Consider the following 22,746-nt stretch of genomic DNA (forward strand, 5'->3'; position numbering starts at 1 on the left):
ACCCCTGTCAATTGAATGTTTCGTTTGCGCCTGTACGCCTGCACTCATGCACTCATGCACACGCCTTGCACGCCAGATCAGACCTGCTGTTCCAGCCAGCGCCAGCCTTCGCGGACCAGCGGGCGCATCTCGGGCCACAGCCTGCTCGAAGCGCCGCCCAGTTCGTCCCACAGGATTTCCATGGCCTGGTCATCATCAGGAAGGCGATAGGAACCCACCGTGATGGCCGCAAGCGCGTAAGCCGGACAGGCTTCGTCCCAGTCGATGTCCCGCCGCATCGCATCGCGCTGCGCATGGCGCGAGTAACCCGCCGGAATGGCCGTCATCCCCGGATAGGGCAGGCAGGACTCGACCGCATGCCCGGCAAGGGCCTCGGTCAGCGAGTTGAAGCGTGCCTGGTTGGCTATCACGCCCATGTAGATGCACCTGCCGTTTTTTTCCTCTTGTAGGGCGGGAGGCGTTATCAGGCCGTGACCGGTGTTGCCCCGGCCGGCCATGGCAGGCAGGCCAAGCCGGCACGCGGGGTCGGCAACAGGCGAGAGCGGTAACGCTGAACGACAACGGCCCGTATCGGGCCGTTGTAGGAGCACGGGTGGCGTGTGCTATCTGGCCAGCGTTGCGCTTGGCGAGGGCGCCTGGGCAAAGTCGCCTGCGACGTAGACGCTCAGGGCCTCCGGCTTCAGGTGCTTGCGAATTGCGGCATTGACCTGTTCGACAGTCAAAGCCTTGTACTGCGCGTCCAATGCAGCGGTAAATTCCATCGTACGGCCGTGGAAGAGCTGATCGGTGAGCATTCCGGCCACGGTCGAATCTTCGGCACGGCCTTGCTGGCGCAGTGTAAGCACGCCCGACACCATGTCTCTCACCTCTGCGGCCGTCACCCCGTCCTTGACCAGGCGTGCCAGCTCCTCTCGCACGGCAATTTCCACCTTGGCCATGTTCTGCGGCGCCGCAATGGCAAAAATGATGAAGCTCCCGTCGTCGTCCTTGCCGTCGCGGCTGTCATCGGGATAGAGACTGCTCTGCACCTCGTAACTCAGCCCCTCTTTCTGCCGGATGCGATCGGCCAGGCGCGATTTCAGCGCCCCGCCGCCGAAAATGTCGTTGGCTACGCGCAAGGCGGGAAAATCGGCATCGGTCGTCTTGAGCGATACATTGCTGCGTGCCATCAGAATCGCATTGGGCTTGTCCGGTGTTTCGAAGCTTTCGCGAATCGCAGTCACGTTGTTGTACCGGGTCTGGATGGGTGCATACGGCTTCGGCGATTTCCAGGTGCCGAACAGGCTTTCCAGCTGCGCCTTGACCGCGACCGGGTCAAAGTCGCCCACAATGGCGATCTCGCCGTTGGCCGTGCCATAGAAATCGCGGTGGAAGCTGCGCAGGTCCTCGATCTTCAGTGCCTTCAACGCAGCCAGCGATTCATCCAGCGTTTTCACATGCAGCGGATGTCCAGCGGGCCAGGGATCGAAGTGGCGGGCCAGGGCCCAGCTCGCCACGCTTTCCGGCTCCTTGCGAGACGCCTCCATGCCGGTGACCGATTCCAGGCGCAGCTGTTCGAATTCGCTTTCCAGGAAGACTGGAGTCCGTAACACCTCGGTTGCCAGGGCCAGCGCCTCCGCCAGGTGCGCCTTGCGCGTATTGAGCGACATCCTCGCGGCCTGCGAATCCCCGCCAATGACCGCCTTGGTCTTCAGTGCCTCGAAACGCTGGTCGATCTGTTGGCGGCTGAGTTCCCTGGTGCCGCGCATCAGCATCGCTCCTGCAAGGCCCGCGGCATCGACACGGCCGGCGATGGATTTTTCGTCGCCGAAGCGGAAGCTTGCATCCACCACCACCGTTTCACCCCGGGTCTTCTTCGGCAGCAGCGACACCTTCAGTCCATCACCCAGCAGCAAGGTCTGCGTGCGCGCCATCAGGTTCCGGGGTGACGGGTCGAAATTTTCGCCCGCGGCGACCCCCGCCCCGCCGACATAGCCCTCCACCACCTTGGCTGCTTCAGGCGCCAGGGCTATTTCGACCCGTTGTGAATCGTCGGTGGGCACGAAGCGTCCCAGCGTGCGATTGCTTGATTTCAAATAGCTGCCGGCCACGCGGTTGACGTCCTCAGCGCTTACCTTCGCGATGGCATCCCGACTGGTGAAAAGAAGGCGCCAGTCGCCGGCGGCCTGGAACTCGGACAGGCCCAGGCCCACCGCATTGACATCGGTGAAGTACAACTCGTAAGCATTGGCGATCCGTTGCTTGGCTTCATCGACTTCTTGCTGGGTGATCGGGCGTTTGCCCAGGTCCTCGACCTGCCCAAGAAGTTCGGCCTCCGCCCTGGCCGCATCGCCGTCCCTGGGCAGCACGGCAATCACGCTGAGCAGGCCGGGTTGGCGCATTGCTTCACCACCGGCGCCCACGCCGGCGGCCAGCTTGGTTTCCACCAGCGCCTTGTGCAGGCGTCCGCTGGGGGTATGTCCCAGGACATTGGCCAGTACATTGAGCGGCGCGCTGTCAACCTGGGTCGAAGCGGGGATGTGATAAGCGGCCGCGACCACACGCATGTCCCCGGCGCGGCGCACGGTGACTTCACGCTCGCCATCCTGGGCTGGTTCGGAAGTGTAGAAGCGCGGCAAGGTGCGCGCTGGCTTGTCCAGCTTGCCGAAATCAGCGCTCACGAGCGCCAGTACCTGGGTCGGTTCAATGCGCCCGGCAATGATCAACACGGCATTATCGGGCTGGTACCACTGGCGGTAGAACGCTTGCAGTTTGTCGATCGGCACACCTTCCACGTCGGAACGTGCGCCGATGGTGCTGTTGCCGTAGTTGTGCCAGAGGAACGCGGTGGAACGGATACGCTGGAACAGCACCGCCACCGGCGTATTTTCGTTCATCTCCAATTCGTTGCGGACCACCGTCATCTCGGTGTCCAGATCCTTTTTGGCCACGTTAGAGTGCAGCATGCGGTCTGCTTCCATGCCCAACACCCAGGCCAGTGTGTCGTCGCTGGCCGGGAACGAGGAAAAGTAATTGGTGCGGTCCAGCGAGGTTGTGGCGTTGAAATCGATGCCACGCTTTTTCATCTCGCCGCTGATGTCGGACTGGGCGGGCGTGCCCTTGAACAACAGGTGCTCCAACAGGTGGGCCATGCCGGTTTCGCCATAGTTTTCGTGTACCGAACCTACGCCGTAAACCAGGTTCACCGTGACGGTTGGCTTGGTGCTATCGGGAAACAGCAACACCTTCATGCCATTGGTCAGGTCGTACTGGCTGATGCCCTCGATGCTGGGACCGGCGCTGACGCCCTTGGGAAGGGCGGGCTCGGCAGCGGCGCCGAACGAGTTCCCGAGGACCAGAGTCAGGAGCACGGCCAGCCCAAAATCCTTGCGGTTCCTTTTCATCAGCGCTCCCCGGTCTGATAAGTGCACTGGGCAAGCATCTCCGCTTCCATCGGAATCTGGTCGCCGGCGAGTGCCTGACAATGCCGGGTCAGTATGCGACAGGAAGCCCGCGAGAAGCTTTCGTGCCGTGAGTTCGGGCAGCGAAGACTGGCTGAATCCATCTTGTGGTGCCGGCACCCGGATTCGAACTGGGGACCTACCGCTTACAAGGCGGTTGCTCTACCAACTGAGCTATGCCGGCATGGCGTTGCGTGCCGCGCGCCTTCCGAAAAATGCTGCAAGGCAGGGGAAAAGCGCGGACGCGGATTCTACCGCAGCGTGGCGCAGTCGAGCGAACGCAATTGGGCCGCGGCGGCCAGTGCCTTGAGCTGCGGGCCGCTGGCATCGGCGCGTGCCTCCACTTCCAGCCACCACTGCATGGCGCCTTCCTGGCCGATGGGTTGCAGCTGGGCGGCGAAACCCGCCGCGCCCAGCGACGCCTGCCGGCGTTCGGCGGCCTCGCGGCTGCGGTAGCGACCCAGGGCGATGCCGTTGGCCTGCTCGCCGCTGTTGATCACCAGGTAATCGTCGAAGCCGGCCGCGCCGATGCGGCGCGCCAGTGCCTGGGCGGTATCGCGATCGGCGCTGGGTGGCAGGACCACGTTGTAACCGCTGGCGCCCTTGCCGGGTGTTTCGCGCGGACGCCTGCGCACGCTCTGGTCGACCAGGCGGGACGCGGCCAGGCGGGTGGCGTCCGCATCGGCGAAGGGGCCGATCGCGAAGCATTGGGCCGGCCCGGCGGTCACGGGTGCGGCGACTGCAGCAGGCACGTCGGCCGCGACAATTCCGGCGGAGGCAGCGGGTGGCGCCAACGTCGCAGGCGCCGCGGCACTTCCCTTCTCTTCCAGCAATTGCAGGCGCGGCACGCCTGCGGGGTGTGCCGGCACCGGCCGTGACCCGGTGGCGGGCGGCCGGCTCAGCCACCACGCGGCCACGCCAAGATTCAGGACCAGCAACAGGACAATCACGGCGCGTATCAGCATCGGCGGATTCTATAAGTACGGTTATGGAGAAGTACGGTCAGGGAGCCGGCGCGATGCCGGCGCGGGACCACAGGCCCAGGCCTTCCAGCACCAGCGCAGGTGCCTCGACGGCGTCGGGGAAATACCAGTGCAGCGCCGCAGCGCCGCCGCCATGCAGGAGCAGGCCGGGCGGTTGCGCCAACAGGTCAGCGCCTTCGCGCAGGCTGCGTTCGATCAGTCCCAGCGCCGCGCCTTCGCAGCCCGAGGCCAATGCATCGGTGGTGTCGGTGGCGAATTCACGGTAGTTGCCATCGTGTTCCGGCAACTGCGCCGCGGCGGCATGCAGCGCGCCACGCATCAGCGCAGGGGAAGGGGCAATGCGTCCGCCGTGGTGGTGCCCGTCCGCGGCCAGCAGGTCGAGGGTCAGGGCGGTGCCGACGCCGACGACCAGCCAGGCCCGTGGTCCACGCGCATGCGCCGCCAGCAACGCCAGGAAACGGTCCACGCCCAGCCGCGCCGGTTCCGCATAGGCGATGCCGACCCCCGCCAGGCGCGACACGCTGCGGGCCAGCGAAATGCGCTGGAAACGCGTGGTCAGCGCCTCGACCACGGCCAGGGTCAATGCCGGCGAGGCCACGCTGGCCAGGCTTGCCGACGTCGCGCGTGCGGGCAACGCCTGGTCCAGGGCCTGCAGGAAATCCGGGGCGCCATGCGCCAGTGCAACGACCGTGCCGACACTGCCATCGCCCTGCAACGGCGCGCACTTCAGCCGGGTATTGCCCAGGTCGAACAGCCACTCGCTCATTGCGCCCTCACGCTGACTTCTCCTGCGTGGAACACGCGCTCACCGCCGTCGATGCGCACGCGCAGGGCGCCATCTTCGGCCAGGCCCAGGGCGGTGCCCTCCAGCGTTTCGCCACCCAGGTGCACCGCCACGCCCTGCCCGGTCAGCGCATCCAGCGCCGCGTAGCGCGCGCGGAACGGCGCAAGGCCTTCCAGGTCGAACTGGTCCAGCGCCGGCACCAGTTGCGACAACACCGCCGCGGCGATCCGATTGCGCGACGGCGTGCTGGCGGACACCTGCTGCAGGTCGATCCACGGCTGGTCGATGGCCACCGCGGTGCTGGCCGGCATGCGCACGTTGAGGCCCAATCCGATCACCGCGCGCACCGGCCCCGCATGTTCGCCGCCGCCTTCGACCAGCAGGCCGCCGAGCTTGCGGCCTTCCAGCAGCAGGTCATTGGGCCATTTCAGGCGCACGCCGGCATAACCGCAGGCCTGCAGCGCCTCGGCCGCGGCGACGCCGGCCACCAGGCTCAGCCCCCCCAGGCGCGCGAGGCCGCCGCCGAACTGGCGCGACACCGAAAGATAGAGATGCGCGGCCAGCGGCGAGGCCCAGCTCTTGCCGCGACGCCCGCGCCCGCCGGTCTGGCGTTCGGCCAGCAGCACGGCCACGCCATGGGCGGGCGATTCGCGACGCAGCAGCTCGCTGTTGGTCGAGTCCAGCGACCAGGCAATATCGAGCGAGGCGATCCCGGCGCGTACGTGCGCCGGCATGGCATCGAGCAGGGCGTCCACCTCCAGCAGCTCGGGCACGTGGCGCAAGGCGTAACCGCGGCCGGGCTGGGCGTCTATTTCCACGCCGGCCTCGCGCAGGGCTTCCACCCGCTTCCACATGGCCGCGCGGGTCAGGCCCGCCTCCTGCGCCAGCACGTCGCCGGACACCGGCCCGGCCATCAGCCGCACCAGCACGTCGCGTTCGCTGCTCATGCGCGCCGACGCAACAGGCGCACGCGTTCGAAGCGCGATTCGGAACCGGCGCGCAGGCGCTGCAGGTTGCCGCGATGGGTGAACAGCACCAGCAGGGCAGCGGCCGCTGCGAACGCCCGGCACGCGCCATCGGTTTGCGTCAGCCAGGCCAGCGGCACCAGGCAGGCGACCGCCAGTACCGACGCCAGTCCCACATAGCCGCTGGCCACCAGCACCAGCAGCCACGCACCCAGCAGCCACGGCACCGCCAGCGGCCACAGCACCAGCAGGCCGCCGAGCAACGTGCCCACGCCCTTGCCGCCACGGAAGCCATGCCACAGCGGCCACACGTGGCCCACGGTCGCGGCGAAGGCAGTGAGGTAACCCAGCGCGGCAGCGGGCAGCGGGCCCCCGGCGGGACCGAAGCGCAGTCCCAGCCACGCGGCCAGCGCGCCCTTGCCCACGTCGACCAGGACCACGCCCAGCGCGAATTTCCAGCCCTGGGTGCGCAGTGCATTGGTGCCGCCGGCATTGCCACTGCCCTGCGTGCGGATATCGACCCCGCCGCGCAGTTTTCCCAGCAACAGGCTGCCCGACAGCGAGCCGAGCAGGTAGGCGGCGAGGATCAGCAGCAGGGACACGGCGGGTGCGGGCATGCCGGTGATTATGCGGCAGGCCGCGCCGGCTTCAGGACGCGGGCGCCGGTTGCAACGCCACGATCAGGGCACCGCGGCCCGCATGCGCGCCGATAGCCGCGCCGGTTTCGACCAGGAACGATTCGGCCATGTCGATGCGATTGCCCAGCGCGGCCAGCAGGCGCGCACCTTCGGCGGGCGCGTCGCAATGGCCGACGATGACGCGCCAGCGCGTGTGTTCGGGCAGCTGCCGGGCAACGCGCCGGGCGAACACTTCCGGCGCGCGTTCGCGTGCGAACAGCACCCCGCAGATGCCGAGCTTGCCGTCCGCGCCCACCCGGGCCATCGGCGTCAACGCGGTGAGCCTGGCCAGCGGCGCGGCCCAGGCGGGAATGCGCCCGCCGCGCACCACGTGGCGGATGTCGCGGGTGATGGCCCACAGCCGGGTCTGCGGGCGCAGCCGTTCCAGTTCGGCCAGGATCTGGTGTTCGTCGGCGCCGGCCTGGGCCATTTCCGCGGCCCGCCAGACCAGCAGCGCCTGCCCGCTGGCCGCGTTGAAAGTGTCGAACACCCGCACGCGCTCGCTGCTGGTGCGGGTGGCGGCGTGTTCGCCCGACTGCAGGGTGCCGGAGACCGCGCGCGACAGGCCCACGTAGACCACCTGCGGGTGATGGGCCAGGGCCAGCTCGAACTGGCGGATGAAGTCGCCCGGTGGCGGCTGGCTGGTACGCGGCAGTTGCCGCGACTGGGCCATGCGCCGGTAGAACTCCTGCGTCGACAGCCCCGACTTGTCCAGGTAGTCGCGGCCATCCAGGTCCACGCGCGCCGGCACCACCGCAATGGCGTGGCGCTCGGCGATCTCGTGCGGCAGGTCGGCGGCGCTGTCGGTGACGATGGCCACGCGCAGGCCCGACGCCGCGCTGCGCTGCTGGCGCAGCATGTCATCGGCCTTCATCGCCTCGACCAGGCCCAGGCCGGCGCAGGCGTCGAACACCAGCTGCGGGCTGGCCGCATGCGCATGCACGCGCATGCGGCTGCTGCCACCGGCTATGACGATGGAGTCGGCGCCGGTGGCTTCCAGCGCCTGGCGCAGGCGTTCGCGATCCAGGTCGCCGCCCAGCACCAGGCATTCGCTGCACCAGCGGCGCTGCGGATCGACCTCATGCGCGTGGGCCACCGGTTCCACTGTCTCGTTGGCCGCAGCCGCCTGGTGGCCGCGCACGCGGATCGCGCGCGGGCCACCCTCGACGAATTCGGCGATGCCTTCCAGCAGGTCGACGAAGCCCTTGGCCCCGGCATCCACCACGCCGGCCTTCTGCAGCACGGCCAGCTGGCTGGGTGTCTCGGCCAGGGCGCGGCGGGCGCGGATCAGGGCGCGGGCGAAGCCCTCGCGCGAGCTGCGGCCGCTACCGCCGGCGCTGTGTTTTTCGAGCTCCTCGGCGAAGGCCGAGATGACGCTGACGATGGTGCCTTCCACCGGCTTGGCCAGGGCCAGCCGTGCCGAGGCCGCGCCATGGCGGACCGCCGCCGCCAGCGAGGCCGCGTCCAGCGACGGCAGCAGCTTCACCTGCCCGGCCACGCCATGCAGGAACTGGGCGAGGATGGCGCCGGAATTGCCACGCGCGCCGTCGATGGCGTCGTCGCCGACCCGCGTCAGCAGCTCGCCGGCATGGCGGCTGCGCCGGCTGAGCGCGCCGTTGAGCACGCTGCCCAGGGTCGAGGCCAGGTTGTTGCCGGTATCACCGTCGGCGACCGGGAACACGTTGATGCGATTGAGGCCGTCACGGCCGGCGATGACCCGGCGCGCGCCGGCGATCAGCGCACGGCGCAGGGCCGGCGCGGTCAGGGAAAGCTCGGGGTGGGATTCCATCAATCCAAGTCTGCATCAACTGCCGCCGGGCCCATGATGCGTCGCAGCAGCGATGGCCCGAACCGGCACAGGCGCCGCCCGCCCCGGCGCGTTATAGTCCGCGCGTTCCATCGCGCCGATCCGTCCGGACAGGAGTCTCCCATGCTGCGTCCAAGCCTCGCCCTGCTGCTGCTCTGCGCCAGCGCGCACGCCATGGCCCAGAACGGGCGGGATGCGCCCGCCAATCCGGGCGCCTGCCAGGAAACCGAAATCGCGGCCCGCGAGAGCGCCGAGCCGGCCGCCAACCTCCATTCCAAAGCCAGCGCCACGCGCAGCAAGTACGCCCGGCCCGCCGCGTCCGGCACCACGGTCGGCGGCGGCGGCGACGACGCCCTGCCCCGCGCGCGCAACGCCAGGTGGCACAGCTTCCTGCCCGGGATGTTTCGCTGATCGCAGGCTGGTTCGGCTGGGCCAGGCGCCCGCCTCCCCTCGTCGATGACGCCCTGTGGACGGCCGTCCGCCAGGGCACGCCGTGGCTGCTGGCCCTGGACGAGGTGCGCGCCGCCCGCCTGCAAACGCTGGCCGCCCGGTTCCTGCACGAGAAGACCATCACCCCGCTGGGCGGCCTGTCACTGGATGCCCACGCGCGCCTGCAACTGGCGGCGCTGTGTTGCCTGCCGCTGATCGAATTCGGGGCCACCGGACTGCAAGGCTGGTCGCAGCTGCTGGTCTATCCCGATGCCTTCCGGGTGCAGCGCAGCCACGTCGATCCGGCCGGCGTGCTGCACGAATACGAGGACGAGCTGAGCGGCGAATCCTGGGATGCCGGGCCGCTGATCCTGTCGTGGGCCGACGTGCAGGCCGACCTGGCCGAACCCGATGCGGGCTTCTGCGTGGCCGTGCATGAAATGGCGCACAAGCTGGATGCGCTGGATGGCGCGATGGACGGCACCCCGCCGCTGCCGCGCGCCTGGCAGCGGCTATGGGCCACCGATTTCCAGCGCAGCTTCGATGCCTTCTGCGTGCGCGTCGATCGCGGTGAAGACACGGCGGTGGATCCCTACGCCTCCGAATCGCCCGAGGAATTCTTCGCCGTGGCCAGCGAGCTGCATTTTTCCGCGCCCGCCCTGCTGCAGGCCGAGCTGCCCGAAGTCGCGGCCCACCTGCAGCGCTTCTACGGCACCCCGCCATTGCCGTTGCCGTTGTAGGAGCTGCGCAAGCTGCGACCGTGCATAGCGGCCGCACCGGATCTTCCTGGGCCCATGATTTCGGGTCGCAGCTTGCGCAGCTCCTGCAAGGGCCTGCGACTGCCTACAGACCCTGCGGCAAGGTCACTTCGAAGCGCGCCCCGCCCAGTTCCGTGGAGCGCCGCACATGCAGCTCGCCGCGGTAGCCGCGCACCAGGTCCTGCACGATGGCCAGGCCGATGCCATGGCCCTGCACGCGCTCGTCGCCGCGCACGCCGCGCTGCAGGATGTGGGCCACGTCCTCCTCTTCGATGCCGGGACCGTCGTCGTCCACCGCCAGCTGCAGGCCGGCGCGGCGGTTGCCCACGGTCTGGGTCGGCGTGGCGGTCAGCAACACGCGCGAACGCGCCCACTTGAATGCGTTCTCCAGCAGGTTGCCCATCAGTTCCTGCAGGTCGCCCGGTTCGCCATGGAAGCGCGCGGCCGGGTCGATCTCGAATTCGCAGATCACGCCCTTGCCCGCATAGACCTTCTCCAGGCCACGCACGATCTCCTCGGCATTGGATTCGATCGGCACCGGGGCGGCGAACAGGGCATGGCCGCTGGAAGCCGCGCGCGCCAGCTGGTAGGACACCAGGTTGTTCATGCGCTTGAGCTGGGTATCCAGTTCGTCGCGCAGGGCGATGGCATGCACGCCTTCGTCCAGTTGCGAACGCAGCACCGCCAGCGGCGTCTTCAGGCTGTGGGCCAGGTCGGCCAGGGTGTTGCGCTGGCGATCCAGGTTCTCGCGCTCGCTTTCAATGAAGGCATTGATGCTTTCGGTCAGCGGTTCCAGCTCGCGCGGCTGGCGTTCGGTCATGCGGCTGGCCTGGCCGCGCTGCACGCGGGTCAGTTCACTGATCACCCGCTGCAGCGGCCGCAGGCTCCAGTTGAGCACCAGCACCTGCAGCAGCAGCATGAACAGGCCCGCCAGGCCCAGGTAGGCCCACAGCGCGCCACGGAAGGTGCGCAGTTGCGAGCCGAGCACGCTGGCGTCCTCGGAGATGTAGATGGAATACGGGAACTCGGCGTTAGGCCCGCGGTTGGCGTAGATGGTGCCCAGCCCGAACTGGTAGACCTCGCCCTGCCTGCCGTCGATCTGGGTCATCGCCACGGGGCCGTGGAAGGCTTCCTGCAAGGGCCGCAGCATGGCCGGATTGGGCAGCACCGGGCCCAGGGTGGAATCGGAACCCCAGCGCGCGTTGGGCAGCACGACTTCGGCGTACAGGCCGCTGCCGGGCTGGGTGAAGCGCGGGTCCACCGGCAGTTCCGGCGGGATCAGGCTGCCGTCGCGCGCGAACTCCACCTTGTTGGCATACGACAGGGCGTAGCCCTTGAGGCGGTGGCGCAGGTTCTGCTCGGCGGTGCTGACGAAGGCGCGGTCCAGCGCGTAACCGGCCAGGGCCAGGAAGGCGACCAGGCCCAGGCTGGCGGCGAGCAGCTGGCGCGCGCGCAAAGAACGCGGGCGCCATCCCGTGAAAGGATCGCGCCCGCGTTTGCTGTCGTCAGCGTCTGCCGCGCGCGGGGGCATCAGCCCTCGTGGTTGCGCGGAATGGCGAAACGGTAACCGCGGCCACGCACGGTTTCGATCGGCTTGAGCTCGCCTTCCGGGTCCAGCTTCTTGCGCAGGCGGCCGATGAAGACCTCCAGCACGTTGGAGTCACGGTCGAAATCCTGCTGGTAGATGTGCTCGGTCAGGTCGGCCTTGGAGACCAGTTCGCCGGCATGCATCATCAGGTATTCCAGCACCTTGTATTCGTAGCTGGTCAGGTCGATGTTGCCGCCATTGACGCTGACCGTCTGCGCGGCCAGGTCCAGGGCCACCGGGCCGCATTCCAGGGTCGGCTTGGACCAGCCGGCGGCGCGGCGCAGCAGCGCATTGACGCGCGCCAGCAGTTCCTCGACGTGGAAGGGCTTGACCAGGTAGTCGTCGGCGCCCTGCTTCAGGCCTTCGACCTTGTCCTGCCAGCTGGAACGCGCGGTCAGGATCAGCACCGGGAATTTCTTGCCTTCGTCGCGCAGGGCCTTGATCAGTTCCATGCCCGACATCTTGGGCAGGCCCAAGTCGATGATGCCCACGTCGAACGGAACCTCGCGGCCCATGTACAGGCCCTCTTCGCCATCCTGCGCGGCATCCACGGCAAAACCCTCACGCTTCAGGCGCGCGGCCAGGGTCTCGCGAAGGGGGGCTTCATCTTCGACCAGCAAAATACGCATGGACTCTCCCTGAACTTGCTAGTGCGGCCGATGGGCCGCGGTGGTGGAACCAATATGTAAGCGGGTATGGAACGCAATGGCGGAAGACGCTGAGACGTGTCGGCTGACACGTTCCGGTACTCCAGGCCCGCCGGGGCGCTGCGGCTCAGGGCTTCGGCGGACGCTCGCCACGCTGGCGTGGACGGGACGCGTCATCACGGGGAGACAGGGTACGTGCCCGTTCAGTTGCGTCGCGTGAACGCTGCGGGTCGTCATCCATGTAGCGCACGCGGCCGCGGTCATCCATCACCTTGACGCGGTTGATCTCGCGGCCGTCGTACTGCACGCGTTCGGCACCCAGCACCTGGCCGCCGGTTTCGCGCTGGGCCCGGCGCACCGAGTCCGACAGCGAGGCGGGATTGCGCGGCGGCAGCACGTCCGGCGCCTGGACCGGCGCGGGGCGCTCACGCGGCGCTGGCTGTGCCCAGGCACTGGCGGCCAGGCCGCCCAGGGCGGTCAGCAGCAGGAACGGGAGCAGTCGGTGGCGCGTAATCTTCATAACGGAATCGTAACGGATCCGGGCTTCCCTGAATGAACGGGAGCACGACAGGCGCAGGCCTAAGTGGAGGACAGGACTGGGATTCTGGCCCGCAGCGGTGAATCCGATCTGAACTTATCCACAGCGGTTCAGCTAGCTGTACGCTCAGAAAATCTCGGCGACGCAGCAGCGCAGGGAGCCGCCGGCCGCTTCTATGGCGTGCAGGGGAACGCTGCGCACGGCAAATCCGTTGCGGGCCAGGGCGGCGCGGGTGGCCGGGGCCAGGGCGGCCTCGGCGTCGGCGCTCATCCAGACGCTGTGGTCGGTCAGGGAAATGGCGTTGCCGGCGAAGGCGGCATGTTCCAACGGCGACAGGGTGATGCCGCCGGGGCCGTACACGGCGGCAATGGCGGCCGGCACGCCGGGGTCGGCGAAGCCCTCCGGGGCAATCAGGGCGGCCCGCCCGGCCAGCACGGCCAGGACGACGTTGGTGTGGTATTCGCCGGGGGCCAGGTCGAACATCAGGGTGGCGCGCAGGCCAAAGGCCTGGTGCATGAGGGCGGCGCCGGCTTCGTCGCAGCGCTCGGACAGGCCGCAGTAGCCCAGGCCGCGGGCGCGGTCGATGACCAGGGCGCCGGTGAGTTCGCAGGGGTGGGGCTGGGTGGACAGGTCGACGAGGGTGTAACCGGCCTGGTGGAAGTAGTCGCGAATATCGCTGCGCGCCGCCTCGCGCTGGCGCACGGCATGGCGCATGCGGCCCACGATCAAGCGCCCGGGCACGGTGGCGAAGGCGTTGTTGGGAAACAGGCCGTCAGGGGCGGCCGGGTCACCGGGAAAGGTGACCACAGGTAGCTCCGTTGCCAATGCTTGCTGCAGGGCCAGGTGCTGGGCAGTGGCGGCCGCACCATCGAAAGCCGACGCCTCCGCCATATAGACGTTGTCGCTGGCCGATTGCTCGGCCCGGGCGAAGCCTTCGGGGGAAACCAGGAAGGCCGACTTGGCGGTAGCCGGGCCGAAATCAGCAGGGGTCCGACCAGCGTATTGGAAAAAATCGGAGCTACTACGCGTAATCATGTAGATGCTTTGCAGCGAGCCAGGGGGACGAAGGCTACCGCAAGGCGGAATCGCCTTCATCAACAAGGTCACCCGCATCTGCGTTATTGACCTGGTGCCCTCCCACCGAAAGCAGATTTTTTGACCTAGACCGAACGACGCGCTTCACGTTCATGCTCCGGCTGACCGTGCACCTGGACCTGGCTTCGCATTTCCTGTTGCACTTGCACCGTGCTTTTCTCGATCGGCTCCGAGGCTGCCTGACCTTTGTCCAGATGCACGCGCTGATGCGCCGGATCACTGGGAGAACCCTGCACCGCAAACAGACCCGTGCCATTACTGCTCTGGACGACATGATCGATCCGCGTCAGGCCACTGGCCTTGGCGTCGAATACCGTGGCACCGGCTGCATTCTGAAGCTCTTGCCTGTTTTTGAAAACATTAGGGCCTAATTGCTCCAGCCCTTTCAACGCCTGCTGGTACAAGCCATTGTCGGGATGGCGCGTATCGGAAAGCAGCGGTGAGTCTTTCGACTTCGACAACGCCGCCATCGTCTGCGCGCCCACCACCCCATCAGCCTTCAGCCCATGTGCCTGCTGGTAGGCGTGTACGGCCTCCCTGGTGCGGTCGCCGAAACCGCCATCCTCTCGCAGTGCGCGCCCATCCTTGTCGCGATAGCCGAAGTTGTTCAAGGCGTCTTGCAGCTGACGGACGTTGTCGCCACTTCCTCCAACTCGCATGACAGCAGCATCGACCTGTTTCGGCTCTGGGATCGCGGAACTGCCTTGCGCTTGCGTCTGCAAGTCCCGGGTCTGGAGATGGTCGTCCCGAAGCAAGCCACGCGCTTCGGCCAACGGGTCGGTGACGTACAACTTCACCCCGCCGGCTTGCTTGCGCTGCAAATAGGCGTCCAGAGAACCCAGTTCCACGCCTTCGCCACCACGCGACTGGCTGATCATCAGCTCGCCACTTTTCGGATCCCGCACCACCATGGTGATGTGGTCAATGCCCATATAGCGACCGCGATCCCAGCTGGTTGGCCCATTGTCTTCGCCAATGATCATGCCTTCCTTCAGCGCCGCGCGGGTGAGCGCACCTCCCTCGATCAACACCCCGGACCGTTGCCGCGCCTTGTCGACGATCATCGCGGCGCCATCGTTGCCCAGGGAGAACAGCTCATCCCTGCTGAATACTTCGCGGCCCGCCTTGGCGTTGACTTCCTTCATGCTCGCATTCTGCAGGGTCGCTACCCAGCCCGAGCAATCCACATAGCCCTGATCCGGATGCTTGCCATCGACGCCCGGGATACGTCCGCTCATCGCGTATCTCACATGGTCGTACCTGACGCTCAAATCATGTGCGGCAACAAGTGCAATCGGCTGGCCGGGTCCAGGTGCCAGGGAGGGCGCGGGCAACTGGGTGTGCAGAGATACTTGGGCGGCGCCGACCGGCTCGATTCCCTTCTCCGGAATCCTGACGCGGTCGAACTTGGTGTCCCAGTACTGGGTAAACGTAGTGGCCATGTCGCGGTCGGACATGCTCCTGAAATCAGAGTACTTGCCGCCGGTTACGCTTTCGAAATCCCTGGAGCTGACGTTGTTGAGAATGTTCGCACGCGTATCATCCCGCCCGAATTGGCCAGTGGCCATTGCCGTCTGAATGGAACGATAGCCAGCGCCACCCTGCTGGTGCGCCATGTACATATCCAGGCCATCCGGCTCGGCATTTCCCGAAAGATAGGGTCGGCCGTCACGTCCATGCCGGTTGACCAATGCCTGCCTGTTATCCAGATAGAGACGCGCGGCCGCGTCGGTATTGGCTACTGCATCAAGCTCACGGCCCCGGATGCCATAAGCCACGGCAGTATCGGGCACAAACTGGAACAGCCCCTTGGCGCCGCGCTCGCCACGCGATGCCTGCTCGTTGAATGTACCGCCCGTCTCTATGTACGCGAAGCGCATGAAGTCGTCGCGCGGAATGTTTCTCTGCTGCGCTTCGCGCTCGATGATGTCCAGAACTTCCTGTCTGCTGTAGTCACGTTCCATGTTCTTCTTCCTTGCCTGGTTGAGTTACGGCCATGTCGGCCGTGATGCGTCAACCGGACTCGTCCTTGAGTCCTGTGTTCCCGGTCAACCGTTCGAGCGCCCTACAAATATTGTTTGCTGGAAGTATCGTAGCGATATTCCACCGTGTCACCCGGGCCCAGCGCCCGGGTCTCGCCCGCTGCCCTGACCTGGGTTCCACTCATGATTACCCGGATGACTGGCAGCCCGCTGGTTTCCTGGCCGAGGAACTCCAAAGAGCCAGTGCTCGTTGCGCAGGGGATTGTCACCTCCTCCTCGCCTTCACAAGCCGCCCCGTTGTGGGCACCGGCTACCAGATTCCCGAGGTAAGTCCACCGCCTCTCATCCGCGCCATTCAATTCGTGCGGGTTGAACAGGAATAGATCGAACGTACTGATACGCGTGCCTGTAGCCAGATACCAGGTGGGTACCGCCAGCAGAAGCTTGCCATCCACGGTTACGTGGCTTTGCGGCGCGCGGCCTTCGTCGATTTCGTTGGGCTTTGCAAAACCACCAAGCTCGCCTACGAATTGGTCTGACCCCTGGAACAGCCACGGCTTCAGCCTGTTCGGCGGGTGGGCAATGACAACGGTCGCCTGCCCAATCGTGACCTTCGGATCTGGAGCCGCACCAGCCTGATGTGGCGAAGCTGCATATTCGTCTGGGGTCTGCGCGGTAAAACCCGTGAAATATTGCTCTCCTCCCAACTCGAACGAGTATCCATACCAGTAGCTAACCCAGCTTCCACTCTCCATCTCATAGGACGAAGCGCCATCACCATCCTTCTGGTAGACGAGGTACAGCAGGCTGCTGGGTGAAGGAGGGTGGATGGTGTTTAGAGAATCACTAGGCACGATAGGGACTTCCTTGTCTTGGTAAGCAACAAACAGCCGAATGTGGCTCGGGCAAAAAAGGTGGTTTTCTGCGGTGACGCACGCGTACGCAAACAAACCAAATGGAGCACAAGCTGAGCCGATCCCACAGTAGCTTCCTTGATGCGCAATGGTTCTAAACCGCGTCCCGTTTCCGAAGCCATTCACCGAAGACCTTGCTTCACTGCTTGGCATGAATTGTTGGCTGCTCAAGCTGCAACCGCAGCCGATTCTTCCTGCATATGCCTGCTCATCTGCTGCAGGCCCGCCATTAACCAGAGAGGATGAAGATACCTAAGTATGTTCACACACCTCGTTTTGTTTCGGAGATCCTTCGAAGTCAATATTTTTCGAAAACCGGATTTGCACACTGCTCGGCAACAATGCTGCATTTTCCACCGCCATTAGCAGCACACGAAGATAATGCCAACGCTTTCGCAGCTTCTAGAGATCCAGCACCGGCACTTGCCGCGCTTCCTCCAACAAGGGCGGGCCAGGCCAACGCAGAGCATTGATTGAAATAAGAAGAGGCTTTGCAGTCTTGGGCGCCGTGACGTGCGCAGCGCCGCATGGCTTCGGCTTTTGCGTCTTCCTCGAGGCCGTGACCCGTGGATAGCCCAACGTCTCCAACGACAGGATCAACTGCGATGGCTGACCATTTAGTTTTCCACGCGCCGGCCGGCATTTGCGTAATTTGCTCCTCCGGCATGATGTCTGTGCCCGCCATCGGCGCACACCCGGACGCTCCGTTTCCACCAATTGGATAATATCCGTTGGGGCAAGATCCGCCTTCCGCCATTGTGTCACCACTGAACAAAAGGCCTAGAAGCATCCATATACGAATCTGCACTTTGTCCTCCATTACCTGCCAGAGCCATCACGGTTTTCGCCTCCATTTGCCAGGCCAAGACCGGACGTTATGCGAGAAGAACCTTCGCTATGTAAGGCGTTCTATGGACATTTCGTCCAAGTACGTCCACGCAATACTTAGGTCGATGAAGGCCTTGTAAGAAACAAAATGGCTCACTCCACTCTCTCCGGAAGACTGCAATCTGCATAGTAGATCTTGCATTTGCCTGTCTTCTCTCCGCACAGGAATAGTGCTCTGCTTGCGGCCTTCTCTTTTGTACCGGCACTTGCAGTTGCCGCGTAATTTTCACCCCAAGCCACTACCCCGCACTGGTTGTAATAGCTGAGATCGACATTGCAGTCTTTTCCCCCGGCGATCTGGCAGTCCGCCATGGCCGCAGCCTCAGCCGCTTCCTTGTTTTGCATAGAACTGGCTACGCCGAAGAGCCCGCCTGGAAAATCCACTGCAATCGAGCCCCAGCGATCTTCCCAAAGCACAGGCCGTGATCTCGCTGGCGAAGGACTAGAACTATTACCCGGCATGGGTGCGCATCCAGAGGCAGCTTGGCCACCTATAGGGTAATAGCCGGCGGGACACGAACCGCCTTCCGCGCGGGCCAACTGCGAACCTAGAAGCAGAAATGTTCCCAAAAACAACAGATATTTATTCGACACACTTAGCCCCTAGGAGGTAGGTTTGAGCTCGTTTTAACGAGATCTTCCTGAACTCGATGAGTGCCGTTATACGCAGCGGTCCCTGGCGTTTCATTGCCAACACGTTGCGAATTCGCAGCATTTGAGTGGTTTCCATCTTTGCCTACATGATTGCTGGCTGGCGCGTAACTATCGGCACCGCGGTAGCCAGGCTCGCCGGGGCGTTGCCCCGCCGGTGCTCCACCCGGAGTACCAAACTGTGAGAACGCCATGAAGTTGCCTAGCGTTCCTTGAAAGAACGCAGCGGCCATCGGCGGGGCGCTGATTATCAGCATTGTCAGCACCACTCCCATACCGCCCTGCTGCATAGCCATGCTGCTTACGCCTTCAGGGCCTGCCCCCAACAGGCTGCTGACCCAGAATGCCTTGGCGACCGCGATTACCATGTCCATTGCCAGGGTTACCATCACGCTAAGCAGGGCCAGAGAAAACATGGTGCCGAGGCCGTAATAAAGCCATCTGCCGAACAGGCCCTTTGTCTGCTCGAAAAGAAGGCACAGGATGAAGAATGGCCCCAAGCCTATGAACAGGGCCATGGCAACCTTGTTCAAAAGAAGCATAGTGCCTGCTGTCACTGCCGGCCCCCCCGTTCCGATTCCAGCAAACCATAGGGCGCGGGATTTCTTTCCGTCCAGCACCTCATCCCCCGATACATCCAACGCGTCGATGCTGCTGAGCGCGACTTGCATGTAAGCCAGTGAACGGTCGATCTGGTCATACACGTTGTCGTCATTACCCGTTATGGTTTGACTTATAACCGTACTGAGCCCGTCGGTCGTAGACCGGTATACCGATCCGCCTGCCACTGCCGCAGCGGTAGCTACACTCACAATCAAAACAGCACGCAGCGAATTTGTGACCAGAGCCATCATTGAATCGCGCGACTGCCCTGTGACTATCCGATAGCCTTGGATGATGATCCACAAAGTCAACAGAGAAAATACGGCCACTCCCAGCAGACTTGCAGTGCGCCCGAGGAGATTGTCTCGAAAGACATCGATTTCGCCAGTAAGGAAACTGTTTATTTCCCGGAAGAAAAGAAGGTCAGAAATGGGGCCGGCCTTCTGAAGTCCAAACAGCCCAAAGTCCGGCAGATTTCCTTCTAGAAACATGATATGACCGACCATACCAACGATATTTTCCATAACATCTTTACTCTTCCGAGATGATTCAACGCTTGCAAGTAGCAGTACGACCGAGGGGGGTCACAACTTTTTTTGTGCAGGCCACAGTGGATTCTTGGTCGTCATGTGGTCCCACTTGGATGATCACCCTAGCGATCATCTCTCCGCGCGCCACTAAGAGCCGCTTTCAGCGCCGCACCGCGAATGACACCGCTTACTATTCCGCCACTGGCACCATCAAGCGTTTCTTGCGTAGACGCCTTCATGTCTTCCTTGAGGACGTATAGCCACCTGTCATAAGCGTCGGTCTGGTTCGTGGCACGCTGCATATCCAGTTGCAGCATCTCGCCAAAAGAAGCGAGCCTGTTTGTGTTGGCGACCATCTCACCCGTGTTCTGCTCGGGAATGCCGGCTCGTTCCGCATAGATTTCCTGCAACTCAGTGTTACGAGTCTTAGACAGCTTGAGTACCTCTAGCATTGCGTTGTACCTTGCGTTCTCGGTCTGCACGATCTGGGCACATTTAGCAGCACTAGACGATGATGAGAGCAGGCTTTTCATGCCCGATGGGCAGCGTTCTGCCACACCCTCGTTCAAGCCCCGGGGCACGAATTCGTCGGTGGGCATCATGTTGCTGCGGAATGCCTTTCCTTTTACGTACTGCTGTTCCAGCTGCCTTATCTGCGTCTGATATTGCTGGACCTGCTTGGTGTACTGCTGGATCTGCTGCTGGTACTGCTGCACCCAACCCAGGGACGTCTTGATGACGTGTGCGGCATCCACGACTGGCATGCCGGTGGCCTGCGCGGTACCGATTAACAGCACCATAGAGGTGGCAAGGGCCAGCGCAAGCGGACGGCTGGTGAACGATGCCTTCTTCATTGCTTTCATATTCTGCATGTCCGTATCTCCTTGGTGAAAGAATCGAGCAGTTCCTGCAGCTGCCGCTCGTCTTGCTTTTACAACTAATTCCTATCCGACTGCCTGCACCACACGGGCACCTTTAGCCGCGTCACGGGGTACTGAGGTCTTGCCCGATCCGTTCCTGCTTTCGTAGAAATGCTCTAGCCATTGCTCCGGGCGGAGTTCGGCCGGGTCGATGCCCTCTTCCCGGCCCCGTCTCTCCAGCACCTCATGCATGATCTCGATGTTGTCAGTGGATGCCGAGATGACCGCCAGGGCGTCATCCATGCCTCGCAGGTTGAGCTGGCAGACGCTGGAGGCGTGGCCCTGTTTGACCAGGAAACATCGGGAGCGTTCGTCCAGGCTGACCACTACCTGGTATTCGGCTTCGGTCAGCTTCAGGCCGTTGATGTAGTCGTCGCGGCTGGCATTGGGGTTGGGTAGCAGGATCATGGTCGCGGTCTGCTCGATCAGCGCCGCGGCTATGTCGCTGGCCAATGCGTCTTCCGGACTCTGGGTGGCGAAGATGCCCAGTCCGTTCTGCTTACGGATGGTCTTCTGCTTGTTCTTGGCGAATTCCTTGAGGCCACCCTTGCCATCCAGAATTTTCCAGAACTCGTCCATCACGTATATCAGGCGGCGGCCGTCGATCAGGCCTTCCAGGCGGTGCAGCAGGTAGTTGATCACCGGCGCCCGCACTTCGGGGTTGTCGATGATGTCGGTGTAGTCGAAGCCGATGATGTTGGCTTTCTGCAAGTCGATGGTATCGACGGGATTGTCGAACACCCAGCCGTGCGAGTTGCCATGGGTCCACTTGCGCATGCGGGCGAACAGGCCATCATCGCCCATGTTGGGCAGGCTCTTCTGGAAATTGGTCATGTTGCGCAGGTGCATCGGCGTGTCGAGCATGTTCTCCACGCCGCGGAAGATGTCCTCTTCTTCACGCGACGTGTAGGCAGCCTTGCCAGCCAGCACCTTCATCAGATCTGACACAAACTGGGTATTGGCCTCGTTCCGTTCACACTGGAAAGGGTTGAAGCCAGTCGGCTGGCCATTCTCCAGAGCCAGGTAGTTGCCCCCGCATGCACGCACGAAGATCTCGGCGCCCCGATCCTTGTCGAAAAAGAAGATGGTGGGCGACGGATCCAACTTCTGGACCTGGCTCAACAGGAAGTTGATCAACGCAGTCTTGCCGGTGCCAGACTTGCCAATGACCATGGTATTGGCGATTGCCTTCTCGCCCAACGAATTCTCCGCCGGATGGGTGGCGTGAAAATTGAAGTAATACGGCTGCCCGTTGGTGGTCTGCAGCGTGGTGACGCATTCGCCCCACGGATTGTTCTCCTTCTTGCCCGAGGCGAAGTTGTGCAGTGGGGACAGCCCCAGGAAGTTTAGCGAACTGATATTGGCAAGGCGCGTGCGGTTTTTCCAGTTGCCCGGGAGTTGCGAGTAGAACGATGAAACTACTGCGAGGTCTTCCTTGGTGGAAACGAAGCCGGCATTCGAAAGTTCCGCGCGTGCAGTGGCGGTGTTCTGCGAAAGCTTCTCCTGCGAATCGGCATATAGCGCCATGGTGAAGTGATACTCGCCCAGCACGAAATTGCCCGACGCCAACTGGTCCATGGCATGGTCTAGTTCGACGATCTGGCTCACGGCCTTGTCTCCGGACGAGATCATCATGCCCTTGGTGCGGTCGAGCACCTTGAGCGCGTCCTGGCGTCCAATCGGACTGAACGAATGAGTGATCACATAATCGAAGTCCAGATACTTCAGGCCATTGAGGATGCCCGGGTATGTACCGTCGGTGTATTCCTTGATATTGAGGATGGCGCCGAAATGATTGACGCCATTGGGCGTATTGATGATGAAATCCCCGGTCTTGTCCGAGAACATGTGCCGGCTTACCGGCAGATAGCCGCTGACGGGAGCCGCTAGCACCGGAACGGGCTCATCTATCCGGTTGATCAGGTAACCAAAGAACTCGAGCGTTTCTGAAAAAACCACCCCGTTCTTTGCCTCGTACATGCCGAGCCGGTAGGGGGAATAGTCCTTCAGCACCGCCTCCAGGTTGCCCGCCAGCTCCTGGATCTTGGCGATCGCCTGATCCTGCTCGGATTGCAACTGGGTGATGTTGGTTGATTTTTCCACCATACGCTTGCCGGTCACTACCGGGCGGTAAAGCATCGTCAGATAGAGCTCGTTCTGCATGATTTTCTGGGAAGACAGCGATTCAAAGTAGGCATCGGACATGTCCTGGTTGAAGGGCTGCCCGAACTTGCTCTGGTTGTTGATGCGCCGTTTGCGACGCACATCGTGCACCCAGAACGCCAGGTTGGCGAAATCGGGGGCCCGCAGGGTCTGCAGCATGCGGTTGAACGTGTTGTGGCGGTGCTCGATCTCCCATTCGTCCCGACCCACGAACGGCAAACCACCCAGATGCCACACCAGCAGGTAGTCGCCGCCGGTGGTCTTGATCACCGACGGCGAAACATGGGTGGACAGCGGGATGAATTCGCTGATGGAGGTGTCGGGCGTAAACATGGATGCTGGATATCCGGGGATTGCGTGATGGTGAGTGGAGGAGCGGCGCGT

General features: G+C 63.7%; 20 protein-coding genes and 1 tRNA gene. 2 read left to right on the forward strand and 19 right to left on the reverse strand.

Translation table 11 applies throughout. The annotated features are described in order from the left end of the window. Positions 1 to 77 precede the first annotated feature (77 nt). The 8 genes from DT603_RS06145 to DT603_RS06180 all read right to left on the reverse strand — a co-directional run bounded on the left by DT603_RS06145 (position 78) and on the right by DT603_RS06180 (position 8,638). A complete protein-coding gene (locus tag DT603_RS06145) occupies positions 78 to 416 on the reverse strand; it encodes a hypothetical protein (RefSeq protein ID WP_162348982.1) in 339 nt (112 codons plus the stop codon). A gap of 186 nt (positions 417 to 602) precedes the next feature. Next, positions 603 to 3,383 carry a M16 family metallopeptidase gene (locus DT603_RS06150; RefSeq protein ID WP_162348983.1) on the reverse strand — a complete coding sequence of 927 codons (2,781 nt, stop codon included), beginning with the start codon at positions 3,381 to 3,383 and terminating at the stop codon, positions 603 to 605. Between the two features lie 165 nt (positions 3,384 to 3,548). After that, positions 3,549 to 3,624 (reverse strand) — tRNA-Thr (locus tag DT603_RS06155). 67 nt (positions 3,625 to 3,691) lie between these two features. Continuing rightward, the gene (locus DT603_RS06160; protein WP_162348984.1) at positions 3,692 to 4,405 is read right to left on the reverse strand and encodes an SPOR domain-containing protein; all 714 of its coding nucleotides are present in this window, start codon (positions 4,403 to 4,405) and stop codon (positions 3,692 to 3,694) included. Positions 4,406 to 4,442: 37 nt separating this feature from the next. Continuing rightward, positions 4,443 to 5,189, reverse strand: coding sequence for a type III pantothenate kinase (locus tag DT603_RS06165; protein WP_162348985.1), 747 nt, complete (start codon positions 5,187 to 5,189; stop codon positions 4,443 to 4,445). After that, positions 5,186 to 6,154: a bifunctional biotin--[acetyl-CoA-carboxylase] ligase/biotin operon repressor BirA gene (gene birA / locus DT603_RS06170; protein ID WP_162348986.1), complete on the reverse strand. Its 969-nt coding sequence runs from the start codon at positions 6,152 to 6,154 to the stop codon at positions 5,186 to 5,188. Before birA ends, DT603_RS06165 begins: the two co-directional genes overlap by 4 nt. Next, entirely contained in the window at positions 6,151 to 6,789 is a 639-nt protein-coding gene (plsY, locus tag DT603_RS06175) for a glycerol-3-phosphate 1-O-acyltransferase PlsY (protein ID WP_162348987.1), read from the reverse strand. Before plsY ends, birA begins: the two co-directional genes overlap by 4 nt. Before the next feature lie 31 nt (positions 6,790 to 6,820). Further along, entirely contained in the window at positions 6,821 to 8,638 is a 1,818-nt protein-coding gene (locus tag DT603_RS06180; RefSeq protein WP_162348988.1) for a DegV family protein, read from the reverse strand. A gap of 141 nt (positions 8,639 to 8,779) precedes the next feature. Here DT603_RS06180 and DT603_RS06185 point away from each other — a divergent pair, with 141 nt between their 5' ends. Continuing rightward, a complete protein-coding gene (locus tag DT603_RS06185) occupies positions 8,780 to 9,067 on the forward strand; it encodes a hypothetical protein (protein ID WP_162348779.1) in 288 nt (95 codons plus the stop codon). Beyond that, positions 9,034 to 9,825 (forward strand): zinc-dependent peptidase, encoded by a 792-nt coding sequence (locus tag DT603_RS06190; RefSeq protein ID WP_162348989.1) that lies wholly within the window; start codon positions 9,034 to 9,036, stop codon positions 9,823 to 9,825. Before DT603_RS06185 ends, DT603_RS06190 begins: the two co-directional genes overlap by 34 nt. 103 nt (positions 9,826 to 9,928) lie before the next feature. On the opposite strand, the gene DT603_RS06195 is transcribed toward DT603_RS06190, so the two are convergent. The 11 genes from DT603_RS06195 to DT603_RS06245 all read right to left on the reverse strand — a co-directional run bounded on the left by DT603_RS06195 (position 9,929) and on the right by DT603_RS06245 (position 22,695). Continuing rightward, complete coding sequence (locus tag DT603_RS06195) at positions 9,929 to 11,374, reverse strand: ATP-binding protein (RefSeq protein ID WP_162348990.1); 1,446 nt, start codon at positions 11,372 to 11,374, stop codon at positions 9,929 to 9,931. Continuing rightward, positions 11,374 to 12,060 (reverse strand): response regulator transcription factor, encoded by a 687-nt coding sequence (locus DT603_RS06200; RefSeq protein WP_093286361.1) that lies wholly within the window; start codon positions 12,058 to 12,060, stop codon positions 11,374 to 11,376. Before DT603_RS06200 ends, DT603_RS06195 begins: the two co-directional genes overlap by 1 nt. 145 nt (positions 12,061 to 12,205) lie before the next feature. Beyond that, the gene (locus DT603_RS06205; protein ID WP_162348991.1) at positions 12,206 to 12,598 is read right to left on the reverse strand and encodes a hypothetical protein; all 393 of its coding nucleotides are present in this window, start codon (positions 12,596 to 12,598) and stop codon (positions 12,206 to 12,208) included. A gap of 144 nt (positions 12,599 to 12,742) precedes the next feature. Next, positions 12,743 to 13,651, reverse strand: a complete 909-nt coding sequence (locus tag DT603_RS06210; protein ID WP_162348992.1) for an arginine deiminase-related protein — start codon at positions 13,649 to 13,651, stop codon at positions 12,743 to 12,745. A 125-nt stretch (positions 13,652 to 13,776) separates the two neighbouring features. Further along, complete coding sequence (locus tag DT603_RS06215; RefSeq protein WP_162348993.1) at positions 13,777 to 15,675, reverse strand: peptidoglycan-binding protein; 1,899 nt, start codon at positions 15,673 to 15,675, stop codon at positions 13,777 to 13,779. Between the two features lie 101 nt (positions 15,676 to 15,776). Continuing rightward, positions 15,777 to 16,778: a hypothetical protein gene (locus tag DT603_RS06220; protein ID WP_162348994.1), complete on the reverse strand. Its 1,002-nt coding sequence runs from the start codon at positions 16,776 to 16,778 to the stop codon at positions 15,777 to 15,779. Between the two features lie 127 nt (positions 16,779 to 16,905). Then, positions 16,906 to 17,292, reverse strand: a complete 387-nt coding sequence (locus tag DT603_RS06225; protein WP_162348995.1) for a DUF4189 domain-containing protein — start codon at positions 17,290 to 17,292, stop codon at positions 16,906 to 16,908. Between the two features lie 296 nt (positions 17,293 to 17,588). Continuing rightward, complete coding sequence (locus DT603_RS06230; protein WP_162348996.1) at positions 17,589 to 17,912, reverse strand: DUF4189 domain-containing protein; 324 nt, start codon at positions 17,910 to 17,912, stop codon at positions 17,589 to 17,591. A 179-nt stretch (positions 17,913 to 18,091) separates the two neighbouring features. After that, positions 18,092 to 19,273 carry a TrbL/VirB6 family protein gene (locus DT603_RS06235; protein WP_246191610.1) on the reverse strand — a complete coding sequence of 394 codons (1,182 nt, stop codon included), beginning with the start codon at positions 19,271 to 19,273 and terminating at the stop codon, positions 18,092 to 18,094. Positions 19,274 to 19,401: 128 nt separating this feature from the next. Then, positions 19,402 to 20,151 carry a hypothetical protein gene (locus tag DT603_RS06240; protein ID WP_162348997.1) on the reverse strand — a complete coding sequence of 250 codons (750 nt, stop codon included), beginning with the start codon at positions 20,149 to 20,151 and terminating at the stop codon, positions 19,402 to 19,404. A gap of 72 nt (positions 20,152 to 20,223) precedes the next feature. Then, entirely contained in the window at positions 20,224 to 22,695 is a 2,472-nt protein-coding gene (locus DT603_RS06245; protein WP_162348998.1) for a VirB4 family type IV secretion/conjugal transfer ATPase, read from the reverse strand. Positions 22,696 to 22,746 lie beyond the last annotated feature (51 nt).

This window comes from Pseudoxanthomonas gei, assembly GCF_010119615.1.
In the GTDB taxonomy this organism is placed as follows: Bacteria; Pseudomonadota; Gammaproteobacteria; order Xanthomonadales; family Xanthomonadaceae; genus Pseudoxanthomonas_A; species Pseudoxanthomonas_A gei.